Genomic DNA, 21,590 nt, shown 5'->3' on the forward strand with positions numbered 1-21,590 from the left:
TAAGGGGGTTATTTTGAATAAATTAATCAAAACCAGTATTGCGAGTATTTTAATTACTAATATGCTATCAATAGCTCATGCGGATGATGGTACAAGTACAGAGCTTGATGCAATTGAAGTTATAAGCCAAAAATTTAAAGAGAAAGATGAAGCATATAAAAAAACAGGTGCGGTAAGTATCAGAGATGAGATTAATAAATCCTCAAAGGATTTAGATGCTATTATCCGTTCAACACCAGGTACATTTACTCAAATGAATAAAGCTGCTGGAGCTGTTAGTGTTAATATTAGAGGGGCAACTGGATTAGGAAGAGTTAATACGATGATTGATGGGGTGACCCAAACATTTTATAGTAGTGGTGGTGATACGGGAACTAAAGGTGGTGGAGCTGGATCACAATTTGGTGCTGCAATAGATCCGCTTTTTCTCACAAGTGTTGAAATAAATAGAGGGTCATTTAAATCTAGTAGCAATGGAAATGCTTTAATGGGTTCCGCTAATTTTAAAACAATAGGTGTTGATGACGTTTTAAGATTAGATAAAAATATCGGTGGAATAATAAAATATTCAAATGGTGATAATGATTTAAAACCAGAATATATGGCTGCAGTAGCAGGGAAACGAATCTTTGATTATGGTGGTTCATTAGGTTTTTTATATGGATATAGCCGTAAAACAATTACTCAAGATTATTTGGTCGGTGGAGGAGAAACCCATCAAGAAATATCGAAGAAAAATACGGAGATCATATCAGAAGAATATCGTAAAGCTTATGATGACGAACCACCGTACGATATAAGACCTTTTGATCCAGAAAAAGTTAAGCAAAAGCCACAAAGCCATTTAGTTAAGTTAGAGTATGTCGATGATTATAGCACGTTAGGATTGCAATATAGAAAATTGACTAATCATTTAGCTGGACGTTCTATCAAGAGTGATACTAAACAAATTAATTATAATCTTATTATTCCAAATAATGACTTTATCAATTTAAATTTACTGTATTCGCAAAATAAAAATTCCCAAAATTATGATATTGGTTCGACAATAATTGATAGAAAAATTCAAAAACCTTTACAAGGTAGAAATAAATCTATTAGTTTTGATATAAATAATTCATTTAAATTTAATTTGCCTTTTGAAACAAATTTTACAATGACATCAGGTATGAATTGGTTAAAAAATGATTATTCTCGAAATCGTTATCCAGATGAATTGAGAATTTTTAAAGTTTGTGAAGATGATCCAGAATGTGTAACCTCATTAGGTGAACTAAATCCAAAAGGTAAAACGAATCTTTATACAAAAGTTAATGCATCATTACCAACCAACTCATTTTTTCCACAAGGTGATCAGAAAAATAGGACAATTTATTTTAATAATAAATTTGAGTGGAAAATGTTTACACTTGATTATAACGTGAATTTGGTTAAGTCTAAAAACAAAGGTCAGATTTTAACGTCAGTTGATCAAGAATATCATAAAATACAAAGTAAAATGGATAGACTTTACGATATGTATGATGATTTATCTCCTACTGAGCAAGCAAAAGAATTTGCACAAAAAATACTTAATGAGGCGAATAAATTAAGTAAGGATTTAGATGCGTTTGATAAAAAATATGAGTGGGATTTTGATGATGAAGAATTTAAGAAAAGACCAACTTTTGTTAATTACAAGCAGGTAAAGAATACATTTAAAAATTATTCAGTAACCTTAACGGCAAATATGAATAATTATTTCACTCCTTTTATTAGCTATTCAAAAACACATAGGGCTCCAACAGTTCAAGAAATGTTTTTTTCTAGTTTAGCTGATGCTGGAGTAAATTTGAATCTTAAACCTGAAACAGCAAGAACACAACAAATAGGCTTTAATGGTTTTATGGAAGGGGCTATTACTGACGCAGATAAAATAGGTTATAAAGTTACTGCATATAAAACAAGAATTGATGATTTTATACATAATGTATATAGTTATAAATCAATACGTGGAATTAATCCGATCCACGGTAGCCAAATTGTTCCTGCATTACAACACAGAAATCACGATCAGTTAGTAACAATGAAAGGTTTTGAAGCCGAATTTAGTTATGATATGGGACGTTTCTTTGCCAATTTAAGTTATGCTAGACAAAGAACCAACCAACCTGCATCTTATAGTGATATTCCAAGAACTGCTTCTAATGCAGATGAGGAACAAGCTGAGGCTCAAAGCTTTGGTTTAACAAAGGTTACTATCTTACCTAATAGTTATGGTTCATTAGAATTAGGAACACGATTATTTGATAATAAGGTAACTATTGGAGCTATTGCAAAATACTATGGAAAAAGCAAAAGAACTAAATTTGATTCTATAGAAGTTTGTAGAGGTGGTGGTAGAGTTTATTTTGATAAAGTGCGAAATAGACCTGTATGTCCAGGTAAAAAGGACATAAGTGATAGAATTGGGGGGATTGCAGAATATGAAGAGATTGATAGTCAACCAATGGTTTATGATTTCTATGTTATGTATGAACCGACAGAGAATCTTATGTTGAAACTAAATGTGGATAATATTACAGATGTAAGATATGCCAACCCTCTTGATGCAAATAATGATTCAGCTTCTCAGTATTCTAAATTAATTCATGCAGATAAAAATGCAGAAGGTGATTATTATTATACAAAAGAATTCCAAAATAACTTTGCTCGAGGAAGAACTTTTAAATTTAGTTTATCTTATAAATTTTAGTTAATCTAATAAGGATCTAACGATGTTAGATCCTTATTTTATATGAGATGAATGTAAATGCTGACTTTATTCTCTATCATCAATGCCAATAAGTAAAGCATTTCCATCTATGTCAGATAAACTACGAAAACCAACACTGGTAATTTTATAATGAATATTCTTTTTTGAAAGATCGTAATTGAAACTGTCATGATGATGTCCATGAAAGACATGCTTTACCGCCATTTTCTCCGCTAGGCGATTAATTACTTTAAAGCCAGAAGGATGTGGTTTCGGTGCTTCGTGAGTAATCAAAATATCAGCTTGTTGTTGTTGTTCTAGTGTTTCAATATCAGATGGGAATATCGAGGTTCTATGACGTAAAGGTAAGCCTCCTCGCCATATTTTTTCCTGTTGACAATATTGACAATAATGAATGGGATCAAGGAAAAGTGGCTTATTTGGTGGCATCCAAATTTGTCCACGAAATACTCCTCCAAGTCCAGCAATACGTACTCCTTGTATTTCAACCACTTTTCCATGGATATTACGTTCTCTCCATTGTGTTCCCCAAAGAGCATCAAAGGCACTAATTGTTTTACTATCATGGTTTCCGTGAATGAACCAAATATCACAATATTTTGAAAGATTATCTAATTCTTCAGCTGATGTGAGTTGTAGATCTCCTAAAATAACGAGTGCGACCCCAGATTGTTCTTTAACAAAAGGGTAAAGGTGTGAGTAGCTTCCATGTGGATCACCCGCAAATAAGATCATCTATATTATTCCTCAGATATTAGTTTTTGATTACTATGTGTTAATGTTGCTATTTCTTCTTCATTCAAAATTTTTTCTACAATATCTTTAACTTGATTGTACCGATCAAGATAACTTGGTGATTCAATTTCAATATAAGGAATATTATATTTATTAAGTAGTTTTTTGAGTAAATTTTGGAAACGTTGGCGTTGATTATTATTACCTAAACTTCTCAAACCGTCGTCAATCCATTTTGTATTATTATTTAAGAGAATCGTTACATCAAAGGGATACTCTTTGATCATTGAGTCTAAAAATGGATGAGCTTTTCCTTCATATTGAATACAAAATGCTTGTGTAGTAATAAAATCAGTATCAATAATTGCTATTTTATGCGCATGTCTAACCGCATAATCTATATATCTCTGATGTCCTAATGCCATTTGTGGATAATCAGAATATTGCATTGCTTGCTCATCACCACCAAGTTTCTCAAAAACAAACTCACGACCAAACTCCCAAGCTGATGTGGTATTAAATACACTAGCAAGCTTGCTTACTAAAACGGTTTTACCGCTACTTTCACCACCTAATATAGCAATAGTTTTTGCAAAGAATGGGCGAACTTCTTTAGGAATAAATTTCCAATATTGAAAAGGATTATTTCTAATTTTTGTTGCTGAAACATTAAAAAAACGACGTTCAGGATCGACTAATTCTACTTGTAAATTTAGGTATTTTTCATAGGGTGCTTTGTCTTGAATTTCACTACTGAATACGATACTTGGTACAAAATCTTTTTGCTTAAATAGTGTTTTTACTCGATCTGCCCAACCTTCCCAACCATTTGGATAGCTTGGTAAACCGTCTTCTACTAGATGATGTATAAAAATTTGATTTTTTTGATATTTGAAAATTTGTTGCATCCATCGTAAACGATCTTGTACTGTTGGCATTTTTTTCATTTTACTATCATTAAACAGTTTCAGATCTCGTTCTGTATCGCTACAAACAATCACATGAATTTCATCAACTTTACTGAATGCTTCATAGATCATATTAATATGACCGGTATGTACAGGGTAAAATTTGCCAAAAATTACCCCTATTTTTTTATTATTTTGTTCTTTGATACCTAATACTTTATGTAATGCACTTAATTTCGTCGCACTAGGATTTCTAATTTTGCCACTTACTAGTTGGTTAAAGTAAGCTCGGGTAATCCCTGCTTGCTCACAAATCTCATTCACTTTAAGATTAAGTTGCTTTCTTTTTTGTTGTAAATAAGCAAAATCTGACATAATTTATATAATCCTTTGTTTATTCAGTTACTCGACTCTTGATGGATTGTGTCATACTGAAAAGAGCGGTTGCTTTTATTGATTTTCTTTTTCTTTTAAAAGATCATCCAAACGTTTTTCCAGCTCATTAAGTTTTTCACGTGTTCTTATCAGTACCTGTGTTTGTACATCAAATTCTTCACGCGTAACGAGGTCAAGTTTAGATAATTGTGCTTGTAAAGTTTGCTTTAGTTTATTTTCGGCATCTTGTCCTAAATCTTTAATACCTTGTGGTAAAGAATCTTGCATTTGTTGAATGATTTGTTCGATTTTTTTGGGATTAAGCATAACTATCTCCTATATTTATTTAAATAGTCGTTCTATTGTATGCAATATGTGAAGAAATAAAAACATTTTTTCTCTATAAAGTTTGCGTTATACTATGCCCTGTTCTCAGGGCAGGGTGTAATTCCCTACCGGTGGTAAAGTATTTTTGATACAAGCCCACGAGCGTTTATCTATTTTTTAATAGATAAAGTCAGCAGATTTGGTGAAACTCCAAAGCCGACAGTGATAGTCTGGATGAAAGAGAATTTCAGGTTTTATTGATAAACCTGTATTTGTCGTGTTTAATTTTTTTGAAGTATATATCTTCAGAAAGGTGTAAGCTTTATCATCAGCCCTGATTCAAGTATTAATTTGTTTATTAAGGATTTTACTATGAATCAGTCAATTTTATCTTCGTTTGGTTCTTCTGAAGAACGAGTGAAAAACGCAATAGAAGCATTTAAACAGGGCAATGGCGTCCTAGTATTAGATGATGAAGATCGTGAAAATGAAGGCGATCTTATTTTCCCTGCAGAAACTATTACTACTGAGCAAATGGCAAAACTTATTCGTTATGGCAGTGGTATTGTTTGCCTTTGTGTTACCGATAATTTATGTCAGCAACTTAATTTGTTGCCTATGGTAAAAGATAATACCTCAGTTAATAAAACAGCATTTACTGTGACTATTGAAGCTGCTCAAGGTGTTTCAACAGGTGTATCTGCAAAAGATCGTGTAACAACTATTAAAACCGCTATTGCGGATAATGCAAAACCGAGTGATTTATCTCGTCCTGGCCACGTATTTCCATTGCGAGCAGAGAATGGCGGCGTTTTAAAACGTCGTGGTCATACGGAAGCCTCTGTTGATTTAGCCAGATTAGCGGGTTATAAAGAAGCTGGAGTAATTTGTGAGATTACCAATGATGATGGTTCAATGGCGAGAACACCAGAGATCGTTGCTTTTGCTCAGAAATTTGGTTACCCAGTCTTGACTATTGAAGATCTGGTGGAGTATCGTTTAAAATATTCTATCTAAATAATCATATTATGAGTTGCACCTTAATTTGGAAGTATTGATTTTAAGGTGCAAGTAAATGTAATTATCTGCTATCTGCTATCTGCTATCTGCTATCTGCTATCTGCTATCTGCTATCTGCTATCTGCTATCTGCTATCTGCTCTTTGCTTTCTTGTATTCTTTTTGCTACTCTCTTGCATATTCAAAGCTTATTTAACCAGAGAATATTCGATGATTCGTGAACCAGAATTTTGCCAATTTGCATTACATCACTTGTTGCCTTTTGCGGAGCAATTTCCTATTCAATATTTTAATGGTAAGAAAAATTACCAAATTGCTTATCGTCACTTTAAGCATTCGGATATTGTTGCAAAAAAATTAGTGATTCTCGTAAATGGTAGAGCGGAAAATTTGTTGAAATGGACAGAAGTTGCTTACGATTTTTATGAGAAAGGTTATGATGTGTTAGTTTTTGATCATCGTGGACAAGGTTATTCTCAGCGTTTACTTAAAGATCTACAAAAAGGTTATATTGATGAGTTTCGTTTTTATGTTGATGATATTGCAATGTTAATTGAGCTTGTAACCACGAAATACGCTTATGAACAGCAATATTTATTAGCACATTCTCTTGGAGCATTGATTAGTACTTATTATTTAGCTAATTATGATCATTATATAAAAAGAGCGGTCTTTTCTTCACCATTTTGGGGATTACCAACAGAACACCCAATAAGAGATGAGTTAATTATTAATTTAATGATGATTTTGGGACAAGGGAGTCGATATGTTTTTGGTAAATCTGCTTATAAACCCGCAGATCTACGAGAAAATGAATTGAGTTTTTGTAAAACAAGAATGAAGTGGATGAATCGGATTAATGCCGCTTATCCCCAATTACATTTAGGAGGTCCAACATTTCGTTGGGTTCATTTATGTTTGCAGGCAATCAAAGGTTTGGATAAGGTTTTACCAAGAATAGAAATTCCTATTCTCATTTTACGTTCGGAAAAGGAGAAAATTGTTAATAATAAAAATTTAGAAAATTTGACCGCCCTTTTAGAAAAGGGAACTTTAGAGACCGTTAATAATGCAAAGCACGAAATATTATTTGAGCGAGATCCAATTCGATATAATGCACTACAATCTATTTTTAAATTTATGGCTAAAGATTAGAATAGATTTTTCCAAATAAAAAATCCTAATCCAGTTAAAAATAAACAGCCTAAAAGGTGTAGTGAAATAATACCTATTCCTGTAAGCCATTTTTCTGCAAGAAAATTATCTACTACTTCTAAGCTAAAAGAGGAAAAAGTAGTTAAACTGCCTAAAAATCCAGTAACAATGAATAATCGCCATTCACTTGATAAATTAGGGTGTTGTAGGAAAATAGCTAGCATTATTCCGATAATAAAACAGCCAAGATAGTTGGCGATTAATGTACCAAATGATAGAAAAGAAAGTACTGATTCAAGTAATAACGTTATTGTCCAGCGGGTACTTGCACCAATGGCAGCACCAAGACTAATTAATCCTATTGATTGTAAGATTGCCATTAATATACTCCAAATATTGCACGTAAATAGCTAGCAACAGATTCGTGATGATTTAATCCAATTTGTTCTAAATGAGGACATTTCGCAACTAAACGAGGATCCGCATTGCTCATCATACAGCCTTTTCCTACTTCTGTTAGCATTTCAATATCATTCATACCATCACCAAAAGCAATACAATCTTTAAGCGAATAATCTCTGTTTTCAATTAGTTGAGCAAGTGCGGTTGCTTTTGATACATTTTTATTCATTACTTCAATACAAAAAGGTGTGGAATAAGTTAGGCTTATTTCATTACCAAATTCTTGTACAAGTTGCTTTTCTAACGGAATCAGATCTTGTGGTGAGCGAGCGATAAAAAAGACTTTTTCGGTGTTATTTGCGTGGTGCTTAGAAAAGTCAACAACTTGATAGTGAAAACCTGAATCTTGATGAAATTTAGCGAGTTGTGGCACTTCAGTATTAATAAACCACCCTTCATCTTGATAACTATTTAAGCATATATTCGCAGTATCGAAATGAAATCCCATAATACTTTTAGCAACAGCTTCAGGTAAATAATGGCTAAACAAAAGATTACCCGATAAATCGTGAGCTTTTGCACCATTTGAGGTAATCATTGCAGCATTTTTAATGTTGATTTTACTGATAATTGAGGCTACATCAGCATAAGGGCGACCTGTTGCTAAAATAAAATCAATACCTGATTTTGCTAACTTTTCGATAGTTTCAATAGTAAATAAACCCAGCGTATGATCAGCATTGAGTAAAGTACCATCCATATCTGATATAATGGCTCGAAATGGTTTTAATTGCATATTAATTCTCATTTAATCTTATTTATAAACATAATATACTAAATTTACTATGATTGAATGTAATTTTTGAAAGATTAAATAAAATTTTTTGCAAAAAACAGAAAAAAAGTTTTGACTTATTTTAAAACTATGTTATTTATAAGCACAGTTGATTAAAAAAACATAATATATTGGATTTTTAAGATGTCGTTAAGTTATTCTATTTCTATCATTATTATTAACCTCGTGGTGGTCATTTCATCGCGGGGTAAGTTGTTATGGAAAAAATATAGAATAAAGTAAATAGATATAGAATTTCATGAGAACCCCTCGCAAACCTTACGGAGCGAGGGGTTTTTTGTTATTAGGGATTTAATTTTGCCAGAGAAGTGGAGTGTAAGTATGAATGGAGCAAATTTAGTTGTTGAATGTTTGAAGGCTCAGGGCGTAACAACTGTTTTTGGTTATCCTGGTGGAGCGATTATGCCAGTGTATGATGCGATTTATGATTCGGAATTAGATCATTTATTGTGCCGTAATGAACAAGGGGCGGCAATGGCTGCTATTGGATATGCTAGAGCAGGAAATCCTGTGGGCGTATGTATTGCAACCTCCGGTCCTGGAGCTGCAAACCTTATTACTGGTTTAGGTGATGCGTTTATGGACTCTATTCCTATTGTAGCGATAACTGGGCAAGTTGGGCGAGCATTAATTGGAACAGATGCTTTTCAAGAAGCAGATGTATTGGGCTTATCATTGGCTTGTACCAAACATAGTTTTTTAGTTCAAAGTATAGACGAATTGCCAGAAATATTAGGAAAAGCTTTTTATATTGCTCAAAGCGGTCGTCCAGGACCAGTTCTCATTGATATTCCTAAAGACATTCAATTAACAGAGACGGATTTAACTCCTATCGTATTTCCTGTGGAAAAACCAACCGCACTTTCAGAAAATAAATTACAACAAGCGGTTGAATTATTAAAAAATGCTAAAAAACCAATTGTATATGTCGGTGGTGGTGTAGGTATGGCGAAAGCGGTGCCAGCTTTACGTGAATTTCTTTCTGTAACCAAAATACCAAGTATTTCAACCTTAAAAGGATTGGGAGCAATAGATCCTAATACACCTTTTTATATGGGAATGATTGGTATGCACGGGACGAAAACTGCTAATCTTGCTACGCAAGAGGCGGATTTATTATTGGTGTTTGGTGCAAGATTTGATGATCGTGTAACAGGTAAATTAGAGAGCTTTGCACCTAAAGCAAAAGTGATTCATTGTGATATTGATGCTGCTGAATTAGGTAAGTTACGTATGCCTGATGTGGCATTACAAGGTGATTTAAATCAAGCATTTAAAGCATTAAGTATTCCTGTAAGTATTGAAGAATGGCAACAAGAAGTTGTGGAATTAAAAACACAGTTTGATTTTCAGTATGCTAAGAATGAGGGGAATCAACCAATTAATCCTTGGTGGTTATTAAATACGTTATCTAAGAAAAAATCTGAAGATTCAATATTAGTAACTGATGTGGGACAACATCAAATGTGGTCTGCTCAACATATGCAGCATTTTGCACCAGAAAATTTCATTACTTCCGCTGGCTATGGCACGATGGGATTTGGATTGCCTGCGGCAATAGGTGCAAAAAAAGCACGCCCTAATGATAATGTGGTTTTGGTTACGGGTGATGGGTCAATTATGATGAATATCCAAGAGTTAGGTTCAATCAAGCGTGGGCAAATCCCAGTTAAAATCGTGTTATTGGATAATCAACGTTTAGGAATGGTTCGTCAGTGGCAAACCTTATTTTTCCAAGATCGGTTAAGTCATACCATTCTTGATGATAATCCTGATTTTGTTACTTTAGCTTCTGCTTTTGATATACCGGGTGAAAGAATTGAAACTGGAGCAGAAGTTGGTGCTGCATTAGATCGTTTACTTGCTAGTGAAACCGCTTATTTTTTACATATTTGTATACCTTCAGAAGAAAATGTATGGCCATTAGTTCCACCAAATACTTGTAATACTGAGATGTTAGAAGGTTAAGGAGAAATAAATTATGACAAAATATGAATTATCAATTATTGCGAATAGACGACCTGAAACCTTAGAACGTTTATTAAGAGTAGTTCGTCATCGTGGATTTGAAGTAGTAACTTTACAAACAGAGTTATTAGAAGATCAAATTAAGTTACAATTACAGGTGCAAAGTACAAGAGCGATTGATTTATTAAAAAATCAATTAGCAAAATTATATGATGTGGTTACATTAAACTGATTTTATTTGGAGAGATTATTTATTATGCCTAAATTACGTTCGGCAACGAGCACTCAAGGTCGCAATATGGCTGGGGCAAGAGCATTATGGCGTGCAACAGGAATGAAAGATAATGATTTTGGAAAACCTATTATTGCGGTGGTTAATTCTTTTACCCAATTTGTACCTGGTCATGTTCATCTTAAAGACCTAGGTCAATTAGTCGCAAAACAAATTGAAGAAGCTGGTGGGGTAGCTAAAGAATTTAATACGATAGCTGTTGATGATGGGATTGCAATGGGGCATGGTGGAATGCTTTATTCTTTGCCATCTCGTGATTTAATTGCGGACTCTGTGGAATATATGGTCAATGCTCATTGTGCAGATGCGATGGTGTGTATTTCAAATTGCGATAAAATCACCCCTGGAATGTTAATGGCAGCATTGCGTTTAAATATTCCGACTATTTTTGTTTCTGGCGGTCCAATGGAAGCGGGGAAAACTAAGCTATCTGATCAAATTATTAAATTGGATTTAGTCGATGCAATGATCCAAGGGGCGAATCCCAATGTATTAGATGAAGTGAGTGAGCAAATTGAGCGTTCAGCTTGCCCTACTTGTGGCTCTTGTTCGGGTATGTTTACGGCTAATTCTATGAATTGTTTAACAGAAGCATTAGGACTGAGTTTACCAGGTAATGGTTCTTGTTTAGCTACTCATATTGATCGAAAACAACTCTTTTTAGAGGCAGGAACACAAATTGTTGAGCTTTGTAAAAAGCATTATGAGCAAGATGATTATTCTGTCTTACCTCGAAATATTGCGATAAAAGAAGCTTTTGAGAATGCTATGAGTTTAGATATTGCTATGGGGGGCTCAACTAATACTGTATTGCATTTACTTGCAGCTGCACAAGAAGCAGAGGTTGATTTTACGATGGCAGACATTGATCGCCTTTCTCGTCAAATACCTTGTTTAAGTAAAGTCGCACCAAATACACAGAAATATCATATGGAGGATGTGCATCGTGCTGGTGGAATTATGGCAATTTTAGGTGAATTGGATCGCGCTAGCCTACTTCATAATCAAACCAGAACCATATTAGGATTGAGCCTTGCAGAACAAATTGCTAAGTATGATATTATGCTCACAGAGGATCAGAAGATCAAAGATTTTTATCGAGCAGGTCCTGCGGGTATTCGTACTACAAAGGCTTTTTCTCAAGATTGTCGTTGGGATACCTTAGATAATGATCGTCAAAATGGTTGTATTCGCAGTAAGGAATTTGCTTATAGTCAAGACGGTGGTTTGGCGATGTTATCTGGCAATATTGCATTAGATGGTTGCATTGTAAAAACTGCTGGTGTTGATGAATCAATTCTAAAATTCATAGGATCGGCGATTGTTTTTGAAAGCCAAGAAGACGCTGTTGAAGGAATATTGGGCGGAAAAGTCAAGGCAGGTAATGTAGTAGTAATTCGCTATGAAGGACCGAAAGGTGGACCAGGAATGCAAGAAATGCTTTATCCTACAAGTTATTTAAAGTCGATTGGTTTAGGTAAAGAATGTGCGTTATTAACAGATGGTCGTTTTTCTGGTGGAACATCAGGACTATCCATTGGACATTGTTCGCCAGAGGCGGCTGCGGGTGGATTAATTGGCTTGGTGAAAAATGGAGATACTATTGAAATTGACATTCCTAATCGCTCAATACAATTAGTTGTTGATGAGAAAGAATTGGCACAACGCCGAGAGCAACAAAATTTGAAAGGTTGGAAACCAGAAAGTCGTCAACGTGAAGTCTCCTTTGCACTAAAGGTTTATGGGCATTTTGCGACATCTGCCGATAAAGGTGCAGTAAGAGATAAGAGTAAAATATAAAATGCGATTATTTATAAAAAAATGACCGCACTTTTTCGTCAGTAATAATAAATAATTTAGTGGTAAAAAAATGACAAAGAATTTAGGTGAGCAACCAACAGGATCAGAATATTTAAGAGCTATTTTAAGCTCAAAAGTCTATGAGCTTGCACAAGTAACACCCTTACAAGAAATGGAAAAATTATCCACACGTTTACATAATAATATTTTTGTAAAGCGTGAAGATCGTCAGCCTGTACATAGTTTTAAACTGCGTGGGGCTTATGCAATGATAGCTGGCTTAAGTGAAATACAAAAGCAAGCAGGGGTTATTGCGGCATCAGCGGGTAATCACGCTCAAGGGGTAGCACTATCGGCGAAACATTTAGGATTAAAAGCATTAATTGTTATGCCTCAAAATACACCGAGTATTAAAGTGGAGGCAGTACGCAATTTTGGTGGTGAAGTTTTATTATTTGGGGCGAATTTTGATGAGGCAAAAGCAAAAGCCGTTGAGCTTTCAAAAGAAAAACAGATGACTTTTATACCGCCCTTTGATCATCCTGCCGTTATTGCAGGACAAGGCTCTCTTGGTATGGAATTATTACAGCAAAATACCAATATTGATCGTATTTTTGTACCTGTTGGTGGTGGTGGCTTAGCCGCTGGGATTGCTGTACTTATCAAGCAATTAATGCCAGAAATTAAAGTAATTGGTGTGGAGAGCCAAGATTCAGCTTGTCTTTATTATTCACTTAAAGCTGGAGAACCAACAACATTAGATAGAGTTGGTTTATTTGCTGATGGTGTTGCGGTAAAAAGAATTGGTGAAGAGACCTTTAGGCTTTGTCAGCAGTATATTGATGATGTGGTATTGGTGGACGGTGATGAAATTTGTGCTGCTATGAAGGATATATTTGAAAATGTTAGAGCGGTTTCTGAGCCATCTGGTGCTTTGTCTTTAGCTGGATTAAAAAAATATGTGAAACAACATAATATTCAAGGTGAAACTCTAGTAAATGTATTATCTGGTGCTAATCTAAATTTCCATACTTTACGCTATGTTTCAGAGCGTTGTGAGATTGGTGAAAAACAAGAGGCAATGCTTGCGGTAACTATTCCTGAGAAAAAAGGGAGTTTTTTACGTTTTTGTCATTTATTGGGTGATCGAGCCGTAACTGAATTTAATTATCGTTATGCGGATGATAAAAAAGCTTGTATTTTTGTCGGGGTAAGAATTTCTAGTGAAAATGAAAAGTTTGAAATCATTGAAGAGTTACGTAAAAATGATTATTTAGTAACGGATCTTTCTGATGATGAAATGGCGAAAACTCATATTCGTTATATGATCGGTGGACGGGCTTCAAATCACTTAAAAGAAAAGCTATATAGTTTTGAATTTCCTGAGCAAAAAGGGGCATTATTAAAATTCTTAGAAGTGCTAGGTACACATTGGAATATTTCTATATTCCATTATCGAGCACATAGTATGGATTATGGCAATGTATTGGCGGCTTTTCAATTAGATGAAAATGATGACGTTCGTTTTCAAGAACATTTAGAAAAACTGGCTTATACTTACCAAGATGTGACAGATAGTCCAGCCTATCAATATTTTTTGGTTTGATAATTAATTATCGGTAAAGGTCAAATTTGTTTTGACCTTTACCTTTAAAAATCTTTTTAATTATTGTAATTAATTATGAACAGACAATTTTAACGGCTAATCCACCTTTAGAGGTTTCTCGATATTTAGAATTCATATCTTTACCTGTTTCATACATCGTTTCAATCACTTTATCTAAACTCACTCTTGGTGTCGTTGTACGACGTAGTGCCATACGACTTGCATTAATTGCTTTTACTGAAGCAATAGCATTACGTTCGATACAAGGTACTTGAACTTGTCCACCAACAGGATCACAAGTTAAACCAAGATTATGTTCCATAGCAATTTCTGCTGCAACACAGACTTGTTGAGGACTTCCACCTAAAATTTCTGTTAATCCAGCAGCTGCCATAGAGCAAGCTACCCCAACCTCGCCTTGACAGCCAACTTCAGCACCAGAGATAGAGGCATTCATTTTATATAAAGACCCAATCACACTACAAGTGAGTAGATAACGTTCTGCAATATCAGCGGTAACTGGTGTAATAAATTTATCATAATAAGCTAAAATAGCTGGCACGATACCACAAGCTCCATTTGTCGGTGCAGTAACTACTCTTCCTCCTGCCGCATTTTCTTCATTCACTGCCAAAGCAAACATATTTACCCAATCAATAATTCCCATTGGATCGTGTAATAAATTATTGTTAGATTGCAACATTCTATGTAATGAGGCAGCACGGCGAACTACTTTTAGTGGACCAGGTAAAATACCTTCGGTATTTATGCCTCGTTCAATACAATCTTTCATTGTTTGCCAGACTAATTGTAAGTATTGACTGACTTCTTCTTTACCACGTATCGCTATTTCATTTTTGCGAACAACAGTGGAGAGTGCTAAACCACTTTCGTTACAGTGGTTTAAAATATCCTCTGTATTTTTATAAGGATAAGGTATGGCTATCGCTGATTTTTCTTCTAATCCAAAATGGCTTTCATCAACAATAAATCCACCACCAATAGAGTAGTAGGTATTTTTATAACATATTTCTTTTCCTGTGAATGCAGTGATTGTCATACCATTTTCGTGTAATGGTAGAAAAGAATTATGAAATTGCATATCTTTGTAGAAGTCAAAACTTATACTTTTTTTGTTTTCTGCAATGGGTAAAATTGCAGTATTTTTTACTGTATTTATAAAGCTAGGGATTAAGTCAATATCAACGTTATGAGGTAAATAGCCCGCTAATCCCATAATGATTGCTATATCGGTATTATGTCCTCGTCCTGTCATAGATAATGAACCATAGACATCAACAGTTATATTATCTATTTGTTCAAATAGATTTTTTTCGATTAAATCATCAATAAACTGTTTTCCTGCCTTCATAGGACCTACGGTATGAGAGCTTGATGGACCGATACCAATTTTAAACATATCAAAAACACTAATCATATTTATCCTTGTTATTTTTATAATAAACTCTCCCTATGCGTTAGGGAGAGTTAGGAAGTTAGTTAAAATTAAATGGATTAGAATAAACCGTAAATAACGGCAGAAATCGCAATAATCCCCATAATTGTAACAAAAACATTGCTAAATTTACCTTGATATTTTTTCATTGCTGGGATTTTTCGGATAGCATACATAGGCATAATAAATAAAATCGTTGCAATAATTGGTCCACCAAGTGATTCAATTAAACCGAGAATACTTGGGTTAATAATCGCCACTCCCCAGAGTGTTACTAAAAAGAAAATGGCAGCTCCGTAATGTAATTTCTTATGATTAACTTGTTTATTACCAGTTATTTTTATATATAGCCCTTCTAAGCCTTCTCTCGCCCCTAAATAATGACCAAAGAAAGAACTCGTTATTGCAAGGAATGCAACAAGTGGTCCAAGATAAGAAATGTATGGATTATCAAACTTATTTGCTAGGAAAGACAGGATACTAATATTTTGTGTTTTTGCCGCTGCTAATTCTGCTGGTGTTAATGTTAATACACAACTAAACACAAAGAACATAACAAAGACTAACAATAATGTTGACGTTCCTTTTAAGGTCTTACTTGCATGCAATTCGGCGAGTTCTTTTTCTTGATATTGATGTTGTTGAGATTGAGAAAAAGAGGAAATTGCTGGAGAGTGGTTAAATGAAAATACTAAAACAGGGATAGTTATCCATAACGTACTTAATAAGCTGGTCATTGTAGGCATTTCATTTAATGAAGCAAAGCTCCATTCAGGGATTAAGTAAATAGAGAGTGCTAATAGAATAAACACTAAGGGGTAAACAAGTAATTCTGTAATTTTTAACATAATTTTTTCATTCATCAGCATAACAGAAATAAGTGATGTAATTAAAATTAGAGCTAGAATTGCACGATTAGGTGATGGCATACCTAGTTGATGAACTACAAATGAATCAACGGTATTTGTAATTCCATTGCCATAGATTAACAAAATAGGAAAGATAGCAAAAAAGTACAATAATGTGATTAATTTTCCTGCTGTTTTACCAAAATGTTCTTCGACTACTTCGGTAATATCGCTACCAGGTTTAGATGACGAGAGAACAAATCGAGATAACGCTCTATGAGCAAAAAAGGTCATCGGTCCAACTAAGATAGCCATAATTATTAGTGGCCAAAACCCACCTTTACCTGCATTAATTGGTAAAAAAAGTACTCCAGCACCAACTGCTGTGCCGAATAAGTTTAATGACCAAAGTAGATCGAATTTATTCCATTTTGTTTTTTGTGAATGAGTCATCTTATGTACCCCTTAAAATAAGTATAAAAAAATTTAATTTAGTCAGTTATCAGTATAATTTATAGATATATTTAATACATTGCAGTATAAAATATTATAAATTTCGTGGCGCATAATATGACTATCTTTTTAAAATTTCAAATGGAGTAAATAAATATTTAGTTGTTTTATGATATAGATCCAATTTTTTATTAAAAATTAATAAAAAAATACCGCACTTTATTGAGTGCGGTAATGATATGAATTTATTTTTACATTATTTCTTAAACGCTCCTAAAACACCACGAACAATTTGTCTTGCAATTTGATTACGAATGTTGCGTCCTACTGCCTTTGATACACTGCTAACCATTTGTTCTGTGGCACTAAGCTGTTCTCCTCGTTTTTTCTTACCAAAAAGCATACGACTTAAGCTACCCATAATACCTTGATCTTCCTGTTCAACGGCTTGCTCTGCTTGCTTTTCTGCGACCGCTTCCAGATCAGCTTGTTTTTGTAATATTTCAAAAGCTGATTCATTATCAATATATTTAGCATAATAAGGGTAAATATCATCATTTTTTACCCAATTATCACGTTGTTCAGTTGTTAATGGTTTTAGCTGGCTTTTTGGTGGATAAATATAAGCTATCTCAACAGGAGATGGCATTCCCTTTTCATCTAAAAATGAAACTAATGCTTGTCCAACGCCCAAGTTTGAAATAGTTTCAACAACATCAACTTTTGGGTTAGATCTAAATGTTTCTGCTGCTGCTTTAACGGCTTTTCTATCTCTTGGCGTAAATGCTCTTAGTGCGTGTTGTACGCGATTTCCTAATTGTCCTAAAACCGTATCAGGTAAATCTAATGGATTTTGAGTAACAAAATAAATACCCACACCTTTAGAACGAATTAAACGAATAACTTGTTCTATTTTTTCAACTAAGACGGATGGAGCACCATCGAATAGTAGATGCGCTTCATCAAAGAACATTACAAATTTAGGCTTTTCAGGATCGCCTACTTCAGGTAAATTCTCAAATAATTCAGCCATCAACCAAAGTAAAAATGCACTATACATTTTTGAGGAATTAATTAATTTTTCAGAATTTAAGATATTTATTACGCCTCGACCATCACGAGTTTGTAGCCAATCTTCTAGATTAAGTGCTGGTTCTCCGAATAAATGAGCAGCTCCTTCATTTTCTAGAACTAATAATGCACGTTGAATTGCCCCAACACTGGCTGCCGAAACATTGCCATATTTTAAACGAAAAGTTTTAGCGTTATCTGCTACATATTGCAACATTGCTCGCAAATCTTTTAAGTCAATGAGTAATAATCCTTTATCGTCAGCAACTCGGAATACTAGATTTAATAATCCCTCTTGAACGTCATTTAGATTTAATAGGCGGGAGAGTAGTAATGGTCCCATTTCTGAAATAGTGGTACGTAGCGGAATACCGGACTCACCAAAAACATCCCAAAATGATACAGGATAGCTATCTAAATAAGATCCCCCACCAAGATTTAATTGTTCTACACGTTCGCCGACTTTACCTGTTAGCTCTCCTTCTTTTACTAAGCCAGATAAATCACCTTTTACATCAACTAAAAAAACAGGTACACCATCATCACTAAAAAATTCTGCCATTTTTCTCAGGGTAACTGTCTTTCCTGTTCCTGTTGCTCCAGCAATTAATCCGTGACGATTCGCCATTTTTGCAGTAATTCCAAAAACTTGTCCTTGTTCATTTTGTGCGAATGAATATTGCATAATTTATCCCTTATTTATAAATAATTATTGGAATAATAAGTAAAAAATAACCGAAGGTCAAAATTTATATTTTTTGATAAGCTAATAAAATGCTATTATCTTTCACGATAAGAAAAGGAGAAAAAATGACCGCACTTTGTCCCTGTCAATATGGAAAACAATATCAAGATTGTTGTGGTTTATTACATAGTTATCAAATACGAGCTAAAAATGCAGAACAATTAATGCGTTCTCGTTATTCTGCTTTTGTAATAAATAATATTGATTATATCGTTGCAACAACTATTCCAAGTCAACAGCCTTTGTTAGATATTGAGGCATTAACACAATGGTCATTGTCAGCAAAGTGGCAAGGCTTAGAAATAGTGGAATATATTGATAAATTAACCTCTAATCATAGTGCGGTTGAATTTAAAGCATTTTTTATTCAGAATGAAAATTTACATATTCATCATGAGAAATCGCTTTTTGTTAGAATTAATGATGTTTGGTATTTTGCCGATCCGACAGTTAATTTACCGACAATGAAGAAACCTTGTATTTGTGGATCGGGTAAAAAATTTAAATCTTGTTGTGGAGAAATGTTATGGCAGTTTTATTTAGCCAATTAAGCTTATTTTTAAAAATTTTTTGGTATCGTTTTAGCCAGAATAAACTCACTCAAGCGGCTGGTTATTTAACTTATAGTACGATGTTAGCGCTTGTGCCACTTATTATGGTTATTTTTTCCATTTTCTCGGCATTTCCCGTTTTTAATGAAGTAACAGGCGAAGTGAAAAACTTTATTTTTTCTAACTTTGCGCCATCAGCAAGTGAATTGGTTGGTTCATATATCGATCAGTTTGTAGAGAATTCTAAAAAAATGAGTGCAGTTGGTATCGTCAGTTTAATTGCTGTAGCCTTAATGTTGATTAATTCTATTGATCGTACTTTAAATTCCATTTGGCAAGATAGTACTACTCGACCACCTCTTTTTTCTTTTGCGATTTATTGGCTGATTTTAACTTTAGGTCCCGTGATTATTGGTACCAGTATTGCCGTAAGTGCTTATGTTACTGCGGTTGCAAGTGAGATATTGGAAACGAATGTTTCTTTACCGTTTGGCTTAAAATTATTAAGTCTTGCTCCATTTTTCCTTACTTGGTTTATTTTTACGGTAATTTATATGGTTGTGCCGAATAAACGAGTTAAAGTTACTCATTCTGCGGCAGGCGCATTAATCGCTGCTATGTTTTTTACACTGGGTAAACAAGGGTTTGCTTGGTATATTACGCATTTTCCTTCTTACCAATTAATTTATGGTGTAATGGCGACCTTACCGATAATGTTAATTTGGTTACAATTAAGCTGGATAGCAATATTATTGGGCGCACAATTATCTGCGGTATTATCTGATTTCCGTTTAGTGAAGTCGGGTGAATTAGAATTGATGGATATTAAGGAAGGAAAATGATTGCTCTTATTCAGCGTGTTAGTCAAGCAAAAGTTGATGTAGATAATGTTACTATTGGCGAAATCAATCAAGGCTTATTGGTTTTATTAGGGGTAGAAAAAGAAGATAATCAACAGAAAGCAGCTAAATTAGCTGAGAAAGTACTGAATTATCGTATTTTCGCTGATGAAAATGACAAAATGAATTTAAATGTACAACAAGTACGTGGCGAAGTACTTGTTGTTTCGCAATTTACTTTGGCTGCTGACACAGAAAAAGGCTTACGTCCAAGTTTTTCTAAAGGTGCAAGCCCCGATTTAGCTAATGAACTATATGAGTATTTTTCAAAAAAATGTGCAGAAAAAGTTAAGGTCGCGACAGGACAATTTGCGGCAGATATGCAAGTGACTTTAGTCAATGATGGACCTGTTACTTTCTGGTTAAAAATTTAGGATTGGGTCAAGTAAATATTATTTTTGATTATGGCTAAAATTTTGAAACTTTAAACGTAATTCCTCTGTTGTTTTAGTGGTTTTGATATAGTCAAAAAGTGCGGTTGCTTCTGGGTACGCTTTTTTCAAAAACTGTAACCATTGTTTTATTCTAGCTATATGATAAAAACCTGAATCATATTCATTTTCTACATAAGCATATTTATATAACATTGGCATAACACCTGTTTTCCAATCTAATTTATCCACATTATTTTTAATCATATAGCTTAAATTAGGCGTGTTTAATGCCCCACGGGCGACCATTAAATCAGTACAATTTGTTATAGATAAACAATCTTGTGCATCTTGCCAATTCCAAATTTCACCATTCGCAATGACAGGAATAGTAAGCTTCTTTGCTACTTCGGCAATTTTTTGCCAATTAATACGATCAGCACGGTAACCATCTGCTTTTGTTCTTCCGTGAATCGTAATTTCTGTTGCTCCGCCTTGTTGCACCGCATCGGCAATTTCAAAAGCCTGATTTGTATTATCCCAGCCCAATCTCACTTTTACGCTAACGGGTAATGTTTGTGGGACGGTTTGACGTAGTGCTTTTGTGGCTTGATAAATTAATTCTGGCTGTTTTAATAATGATGCTCCGCCATTACTACCATTAACGGTTTTTGAGGGGCAACCGCAATTTAAGTCAATTCCGTGAGAACCTAATTGTATAGCTCGATTAGCATTTTCAGCAAGCCATTGAGGATATTGTCCTAGTAGTTGTACTCTTACTGGTGTGCCAGAAACAGTATAGCCATTATTGAATAGTTCCGGACAAAGTCGGTAAAAGGTTTTTTCTGGTAACAATTGATCAACGACACGTACAAATTCAGAAATACAAAGATCATAATCATTAATTTCTGTGAGTAATTGTCGAACAAAAGGATCTAAAACTCCTTGCATTGGGGCTAAGATAACGCGCATTGTACACCTGTTGATATCATAAAATA

19 protein-coding genes and 1 riboswitch are annotated in these 21,590 nt (G+C 34.2%); of the genes, 10 read left to right on the top strand and 9 right to left on the bottom strand.

Annotation, left to right across the window (positions count from 1 at the left end):
• The first annotated feature begins 13 nt into the window (after positions 1-13).
• On the top strand, positions 14-2,734 hold the full coding sequence (locus EV697_RS06520; RefSeq protein ID WP_132023876.1) for a TonB-dependent receptor domain-containing protein: 2,721 nt from the start codon (positions 14-16) through the stop codon (positions 2,732-2,734).
• A 66-nt stretch (positions 2,735-2,800) separates the two neighbouring features.
• On the opposite strand, the gene EV697_RS06525 is transcribed toward EV697_RS06520, so the two are convergent.
• The 3 genes from EV697_RS06525 to ubiK all read right to left on the bottom strand — a co-directional run bounded on the left by EV697_RS06525 (position 2,801) and on the right by ubiK (position 5,100).
• Entirely contained in the window at positions 2,801-3,490 is a 690-nt protein-coding gene (locus EV697_RS06525; protein WP_132023878.1) for a metallophosphoesterase family protein, read from the bottom strand.
• 5 nt (positions 3,491-3,495) lie between these two features.
• Positions 3,496-4,773 (bottom strand): multifunctional transcriptional regulator/nicotinamide-nucleotide adenylyltransferase/ribosylnicotinamide kinase NadR, encoded by a 1,278-nt coding sequence (nadR, locus tag EV697_RS06530; protein ID WP_132023880.1) that lies wholly within the window; start codon positions 4,771-4,773, stop codon positions 3,496-3,498.
• Positions 4,774-4,848: 75 nt separating this feature from the next.
• Positions 4,849-5,100, bottom strand: a complete 252-nt coding sequence (ubiK, locus tag EV697_RS06535; RefSeq protein WP_132023882.1) for a ubiquinone biosynthesis accessory factor UbiK — start codon at positions 5,098-5,100, stop codon at positions 4,849-4,851.
• 97 nt (positions 5,101-5,197) lie between these two features.
• Positions 5,198-5,350: riboswitch (FMN riboswitch) on the top strand.
• Positions 5,351-5,472: 122 nt separating this feature from the next.
• Here ubiK and ribB point away from each other — a divergent pair.
• Entirely contained in the window at positions 5,473-6,117 is a 645-nt protein-coding gene (ribB, locus tag EV697_RS06540; RefSeq protein ID WP_132023884.1) for a 3,4-dihydroxy-2-butanone-4-phosphate synthase, read from the top strand.
• Between the two features lie 212 nt (positions 6,118-6,329).
• Positions 6,330-7,274 (top strand): alpha/beta fold hydrolase, encoded by a 945-nt coding sequence (locus tag EV697_RS06545; protein WP_132023886.1) that lies wholly within the window; start codon positions 6,330-6,332, stop codon positions 7,272-7,274.
• Here EV697_RS06545 and crcB read toward each other — a convergent pair.
• Positions 7,271-7,654, bottom strand: coding sequence for a fluoride efflux transporter CrcB (gene crcB / locus EV697_RS06550; protein ID WP_132023888.1), 384 nt, complete (start codon positions 7,652-7,654; stop codon positions 7,271-7,273). The genes EV697_RS06545 and crcB overlap by 4 nt on opposite strands.
• Positions 7,654-8,472, bottom strand: a complete 819-nt coding sequence (locus tag EV697_RS06555) for a Cof-type HAD-IIB family hydrolase (protein ID WP_132023890.1) — start codon at positions 8,470-8,472, stop codon at positions 7,654-7,656. Before EV697_RS06555 ends, crcB begins: the two co-directional genes overlap by 1 nt.
• A 381-nt stretch (positions 8,473-8,853) precedes the next feature.
• Here EV697_RS06555 and ilvG point away from each other — a divergent pair, with 381 nt between their 5' ends.
• The 4 genes from ilvG (at position 8,854) to ilvA (ending at position 14,198) form a co-directional block, all read left to right on the top strand.
• Entirely contained in the window at positions 8,854-10,500 is a 1,647-nt protein-coding gene (ilvG, locus tag EV697_RS06560; RefSeq protein WP_132023892.1) for an acetolactate synthase 2 catalytic subunit, read from the top strand.
• Positions 10,501-10,513: 13 nt separating this feature from the next.
• Positions 10,514-10,732, top strand: a complete 219-nt coding sequence (gene ilvM / locus EV697_RS06565; protein WP_132023894.1) for an acetolactate synthase 2 small subunit — start codon at positions 10,514-10,516, stop codon at positions 10,730-10,732.
• Between the two features lie 24 nt (positions 10,733-10,756).
• A complete protein-coding gene (ilvD, locus tag EV697_RS06570; protein WP_132023896.1) occupies positions 10,757-12,592 on the top strand; it encodes a dihydroxy-acid dehydratase in 1,836 nt (611 codons plus the stop codon).
• A gap of 70 nt (positions 12,593-12,662) precedes the next feature.
• A complete protein-coding gene (gene ilvA / locus EV697_RS06575) occupies positions 12,663-14,198 on the top strand; it encodes a threonine ammonia-lyase, biosynthetic (protein WP_132023898.1) in 1,536 nt (511 codons plus the stop codon).
• Positions 14,199-14,271: 73 nt separating this feature from the next.
• Here the strand turns inward: ilvA and EV697_RS06580 are convergent, their stop codons facing one another.
• The 3 genes from EV697_RS06580 to EV697_RS06590 form a co-directional block, all read right to left on the bottom strand.
• Entirely contained in the window at positions 14,272-15,636 is a 1,365-nt protein-coding gene (locus EV697_RS06580; protein ID WP_132023900.1) for an L-serine ammonia-lyase, read from the bottom strand.
• Positions 15,637-15,713: 77 nt separating this feature from the next.
• Entirely contained in the window at positions 15,714-16,955 is a 1,242-nt protein-coding gene (locus EV697_RS06585; RefSeq protein WP_132023902.1) for a serine/threonine transporter, read from the bottom strand.
• A 256-nt stretch (positions 16,956-17,211) separates the two neighbouring features.
• On the bottom strand, positions 17,212-18,711 hold the full coding sequence (locus EV697_RS06590) for a helicase HerA-like C-terminal domain-containing protein (protein WP_132023904.1): 1,500 nt from the start codon (positions 18,709-18,711) through the stop codon (positions 17,212-17,214).
• A gap of 125 nt (positions 18,712-18,836) precedes the next feature.
• On the opposite strand from EV697_RS06590, the gene EV697_RS06595 reads away from it, so the two are divergent.
• The 3 genes from EV697_RS06595 to dtd are packed head-to-tail and all read left to right on the top strand — an operon-like array spanning position 18,837 to position 20,595.
• Positions 18,837-19,322, top strand: coding sequence for a YchJ family protein (locus EV697_RS06595; protein ID WP_236824062.1), 486 nt, complete (start codon positions 18,837-18,839; stop codon positions 19,320-19,322).
• On the top strand, positions 19,298-20,164 hold the full coding sequence (locus EV697_RS06600) for a virulence factor BrkB family protein (protein ID WP_132023908.1): 867 nt from the start codon (positions 19,298-19,300) through the stop codon (positions 20,162-20,164). Before EV697_RS06595 ends, EV697_RS06600 begins: the two co-directional genes overlap by 25 nt.
• Complete coding sequence (dtd, locus tag EV697_RS06605) at positions 20,161-20,595, top strand: D-aminoacyl-tRNA deacylase (RefSeq protein ID WP_132023910.1); 435 nt, start codon at positions 20,161-20,163, stop codon at positions 20,593-20,595. The genes EV697_RS06600 and dtd overlap by 4 nt, the downstream gene beginning before the upstream one ends.
• An 18-nt stretch (positions 20,596-20,613) precedes the next feature.
• Here dtd and dusC read toward each other — a convergent pair whose 3' ends face one another.
• Entirely contained in the window at positions 20,614-21,564 is a 951-nt protein-coding gene (gene dusC / locus EV697_RS06610) for a tRNA dihydrouridine(16) synthase DusC (RefSeq protein ID WP_132023912.1), read from the bottom strand.
• Positions 21,565-21,590: the final 26 nt, after the last annotated feature.

The organism is Bisgaardia hudsonensis, assembly GCF_004345785.1.
GTDB lineage: Bacteria > Pseudomonadota > Gammaproteobacteria > Enterobacterales > Pasteurellaceae > Bisgaardia > Bisgaardia hudsonensis.

What these genes read in the sequence shown, in the direction of transcription:
- EV697_RS06590 (WP_132023904.1), bottom strand. Translation starts at nt 18,711, where the DNA reads ATGCAATATTCATTCGCACAAAATGAACAAGGACAAGTTTTTGGAATT.
- dusC (WP_132023912.1), bottom strand. Translation starts at nt 21,564, where the DNA reads ATGCGCGTTATCTTAGCCCCAATGCAAGGAGTTTTAGATCCTTTTGTT.
- crcB (WP_132023888.1), bottom strand. Translation starts at nt 7,654, where the DNA reads ATGGCAATCTTACAATCAATAGGATTAATTAGTCTTGGTGCTGCCATT.
- ilvD (WP_132023896.1), top strand. Translation starts at nt 10,757, where the DNA reads ATGCCTAAATTACGTTCGGCAACGAGCACTCAAGGTCGCAATATGGCT.
- ilvM (WP_132023894.1), top strand. Translation starts at nt 10,514, where the DNA reads ATGACAAAATATGAATTATCAATTATTGCGAATAGACGACCTGAAACC.
- ribB (WP_132023884.1), top strand. Translation starts at nt 5,473, where the DNA reads ATGAATCAGTCAATTTTATCTTCGTTTGGTTCTTCTGAAGAACGAGTG.
- EV697_RS06580 (WP_132023900.1), bottom strand. Translation starts at nt 15,636, where the DNA reads ATGATTAGTGTTTTTGATATGTTTAAAATTGGTATCGGTCCATCAAGC.
- EV697_RS06595 (WP_236824062.1), top strand. Translation starts at nt 18,837, where the DNA reads ATGACCGCACTTTGTCCCTGTCAATATGGAAAACAATATCAAGATTGT.
- EV697_RS06555 (WP_132023890.1), bottom strand. Translation starts at nt 8,472, where the DNA reads ATGCAATTAAAACCATTTCGAGCCATTATATCAGATATGGATGGTACT.
- ilvG (WP_132023892.1), top strand. Translation starts at nt 8,854, where the DNA reads ATGAATGGAGCAAATTTAGTTGTTGAATGTTTGAAGGCTCAGGGCGTA.
- EV697_RS06525 (WP_132023878.1), bottom strand. Translation starts at nt 3,490, where the DNA reads ATGATCTTATTTGCGGGTGATCCACATGGAAGCTACTCACACCTTTAC.
- EV697_RS06600 (WP_132023908.1), top strand. Translation starts at nt 19,298, where the DNA reads ATGGCAGTTTTATTTAGCCAATTAAGCTTATTTTTAAAAATTTTTTGG.
- EV697_RS06585 (WP_132023902.1), bottom strand. Translation starts at nt 16,955, where the DNA reads ATGACTCATTCACAAAAAACAAAATGGAATAAATTCGATCTACTTTGG.
- ubiK (WP_132023882.1), bottom strand. Translation starts at nt 5,100, where the DNA reads ATGCTTAATCCCAAAAAAATCGAACAAATCATTCAACAAATGCAAGAT.
- dtd (WP_132023910.1), top strand. Translation starts at nt 20,161, where the DNA reads ATGATTGCTCTTATTCAGCGTGTTAGTCAAGCAAAAGTTGATGTAGAT.
- EV697_RS06545 (WP_132023886.1), top strand. Translation starts at nt 6,330, where the DNA reads ATGATTCGTGAACCAGAATTTTGCCAATTTGCATTACATCACTTGTTG.
- ilvA (WP_132023898.1), top strand. Translation starts at nt 12,663, where the DNA reads ATGACAAAGAATTTAGGTGAGCAACCAACAGGATCAGAATATTTAAGA.
- nadR (WP_132023880.1), bottom strand. Translation starts at nt 4,773, where the DNA reads ATGTCAGATTTTGCTTATTTACAACAAAAAAGAAAGCAACTTAATCTT.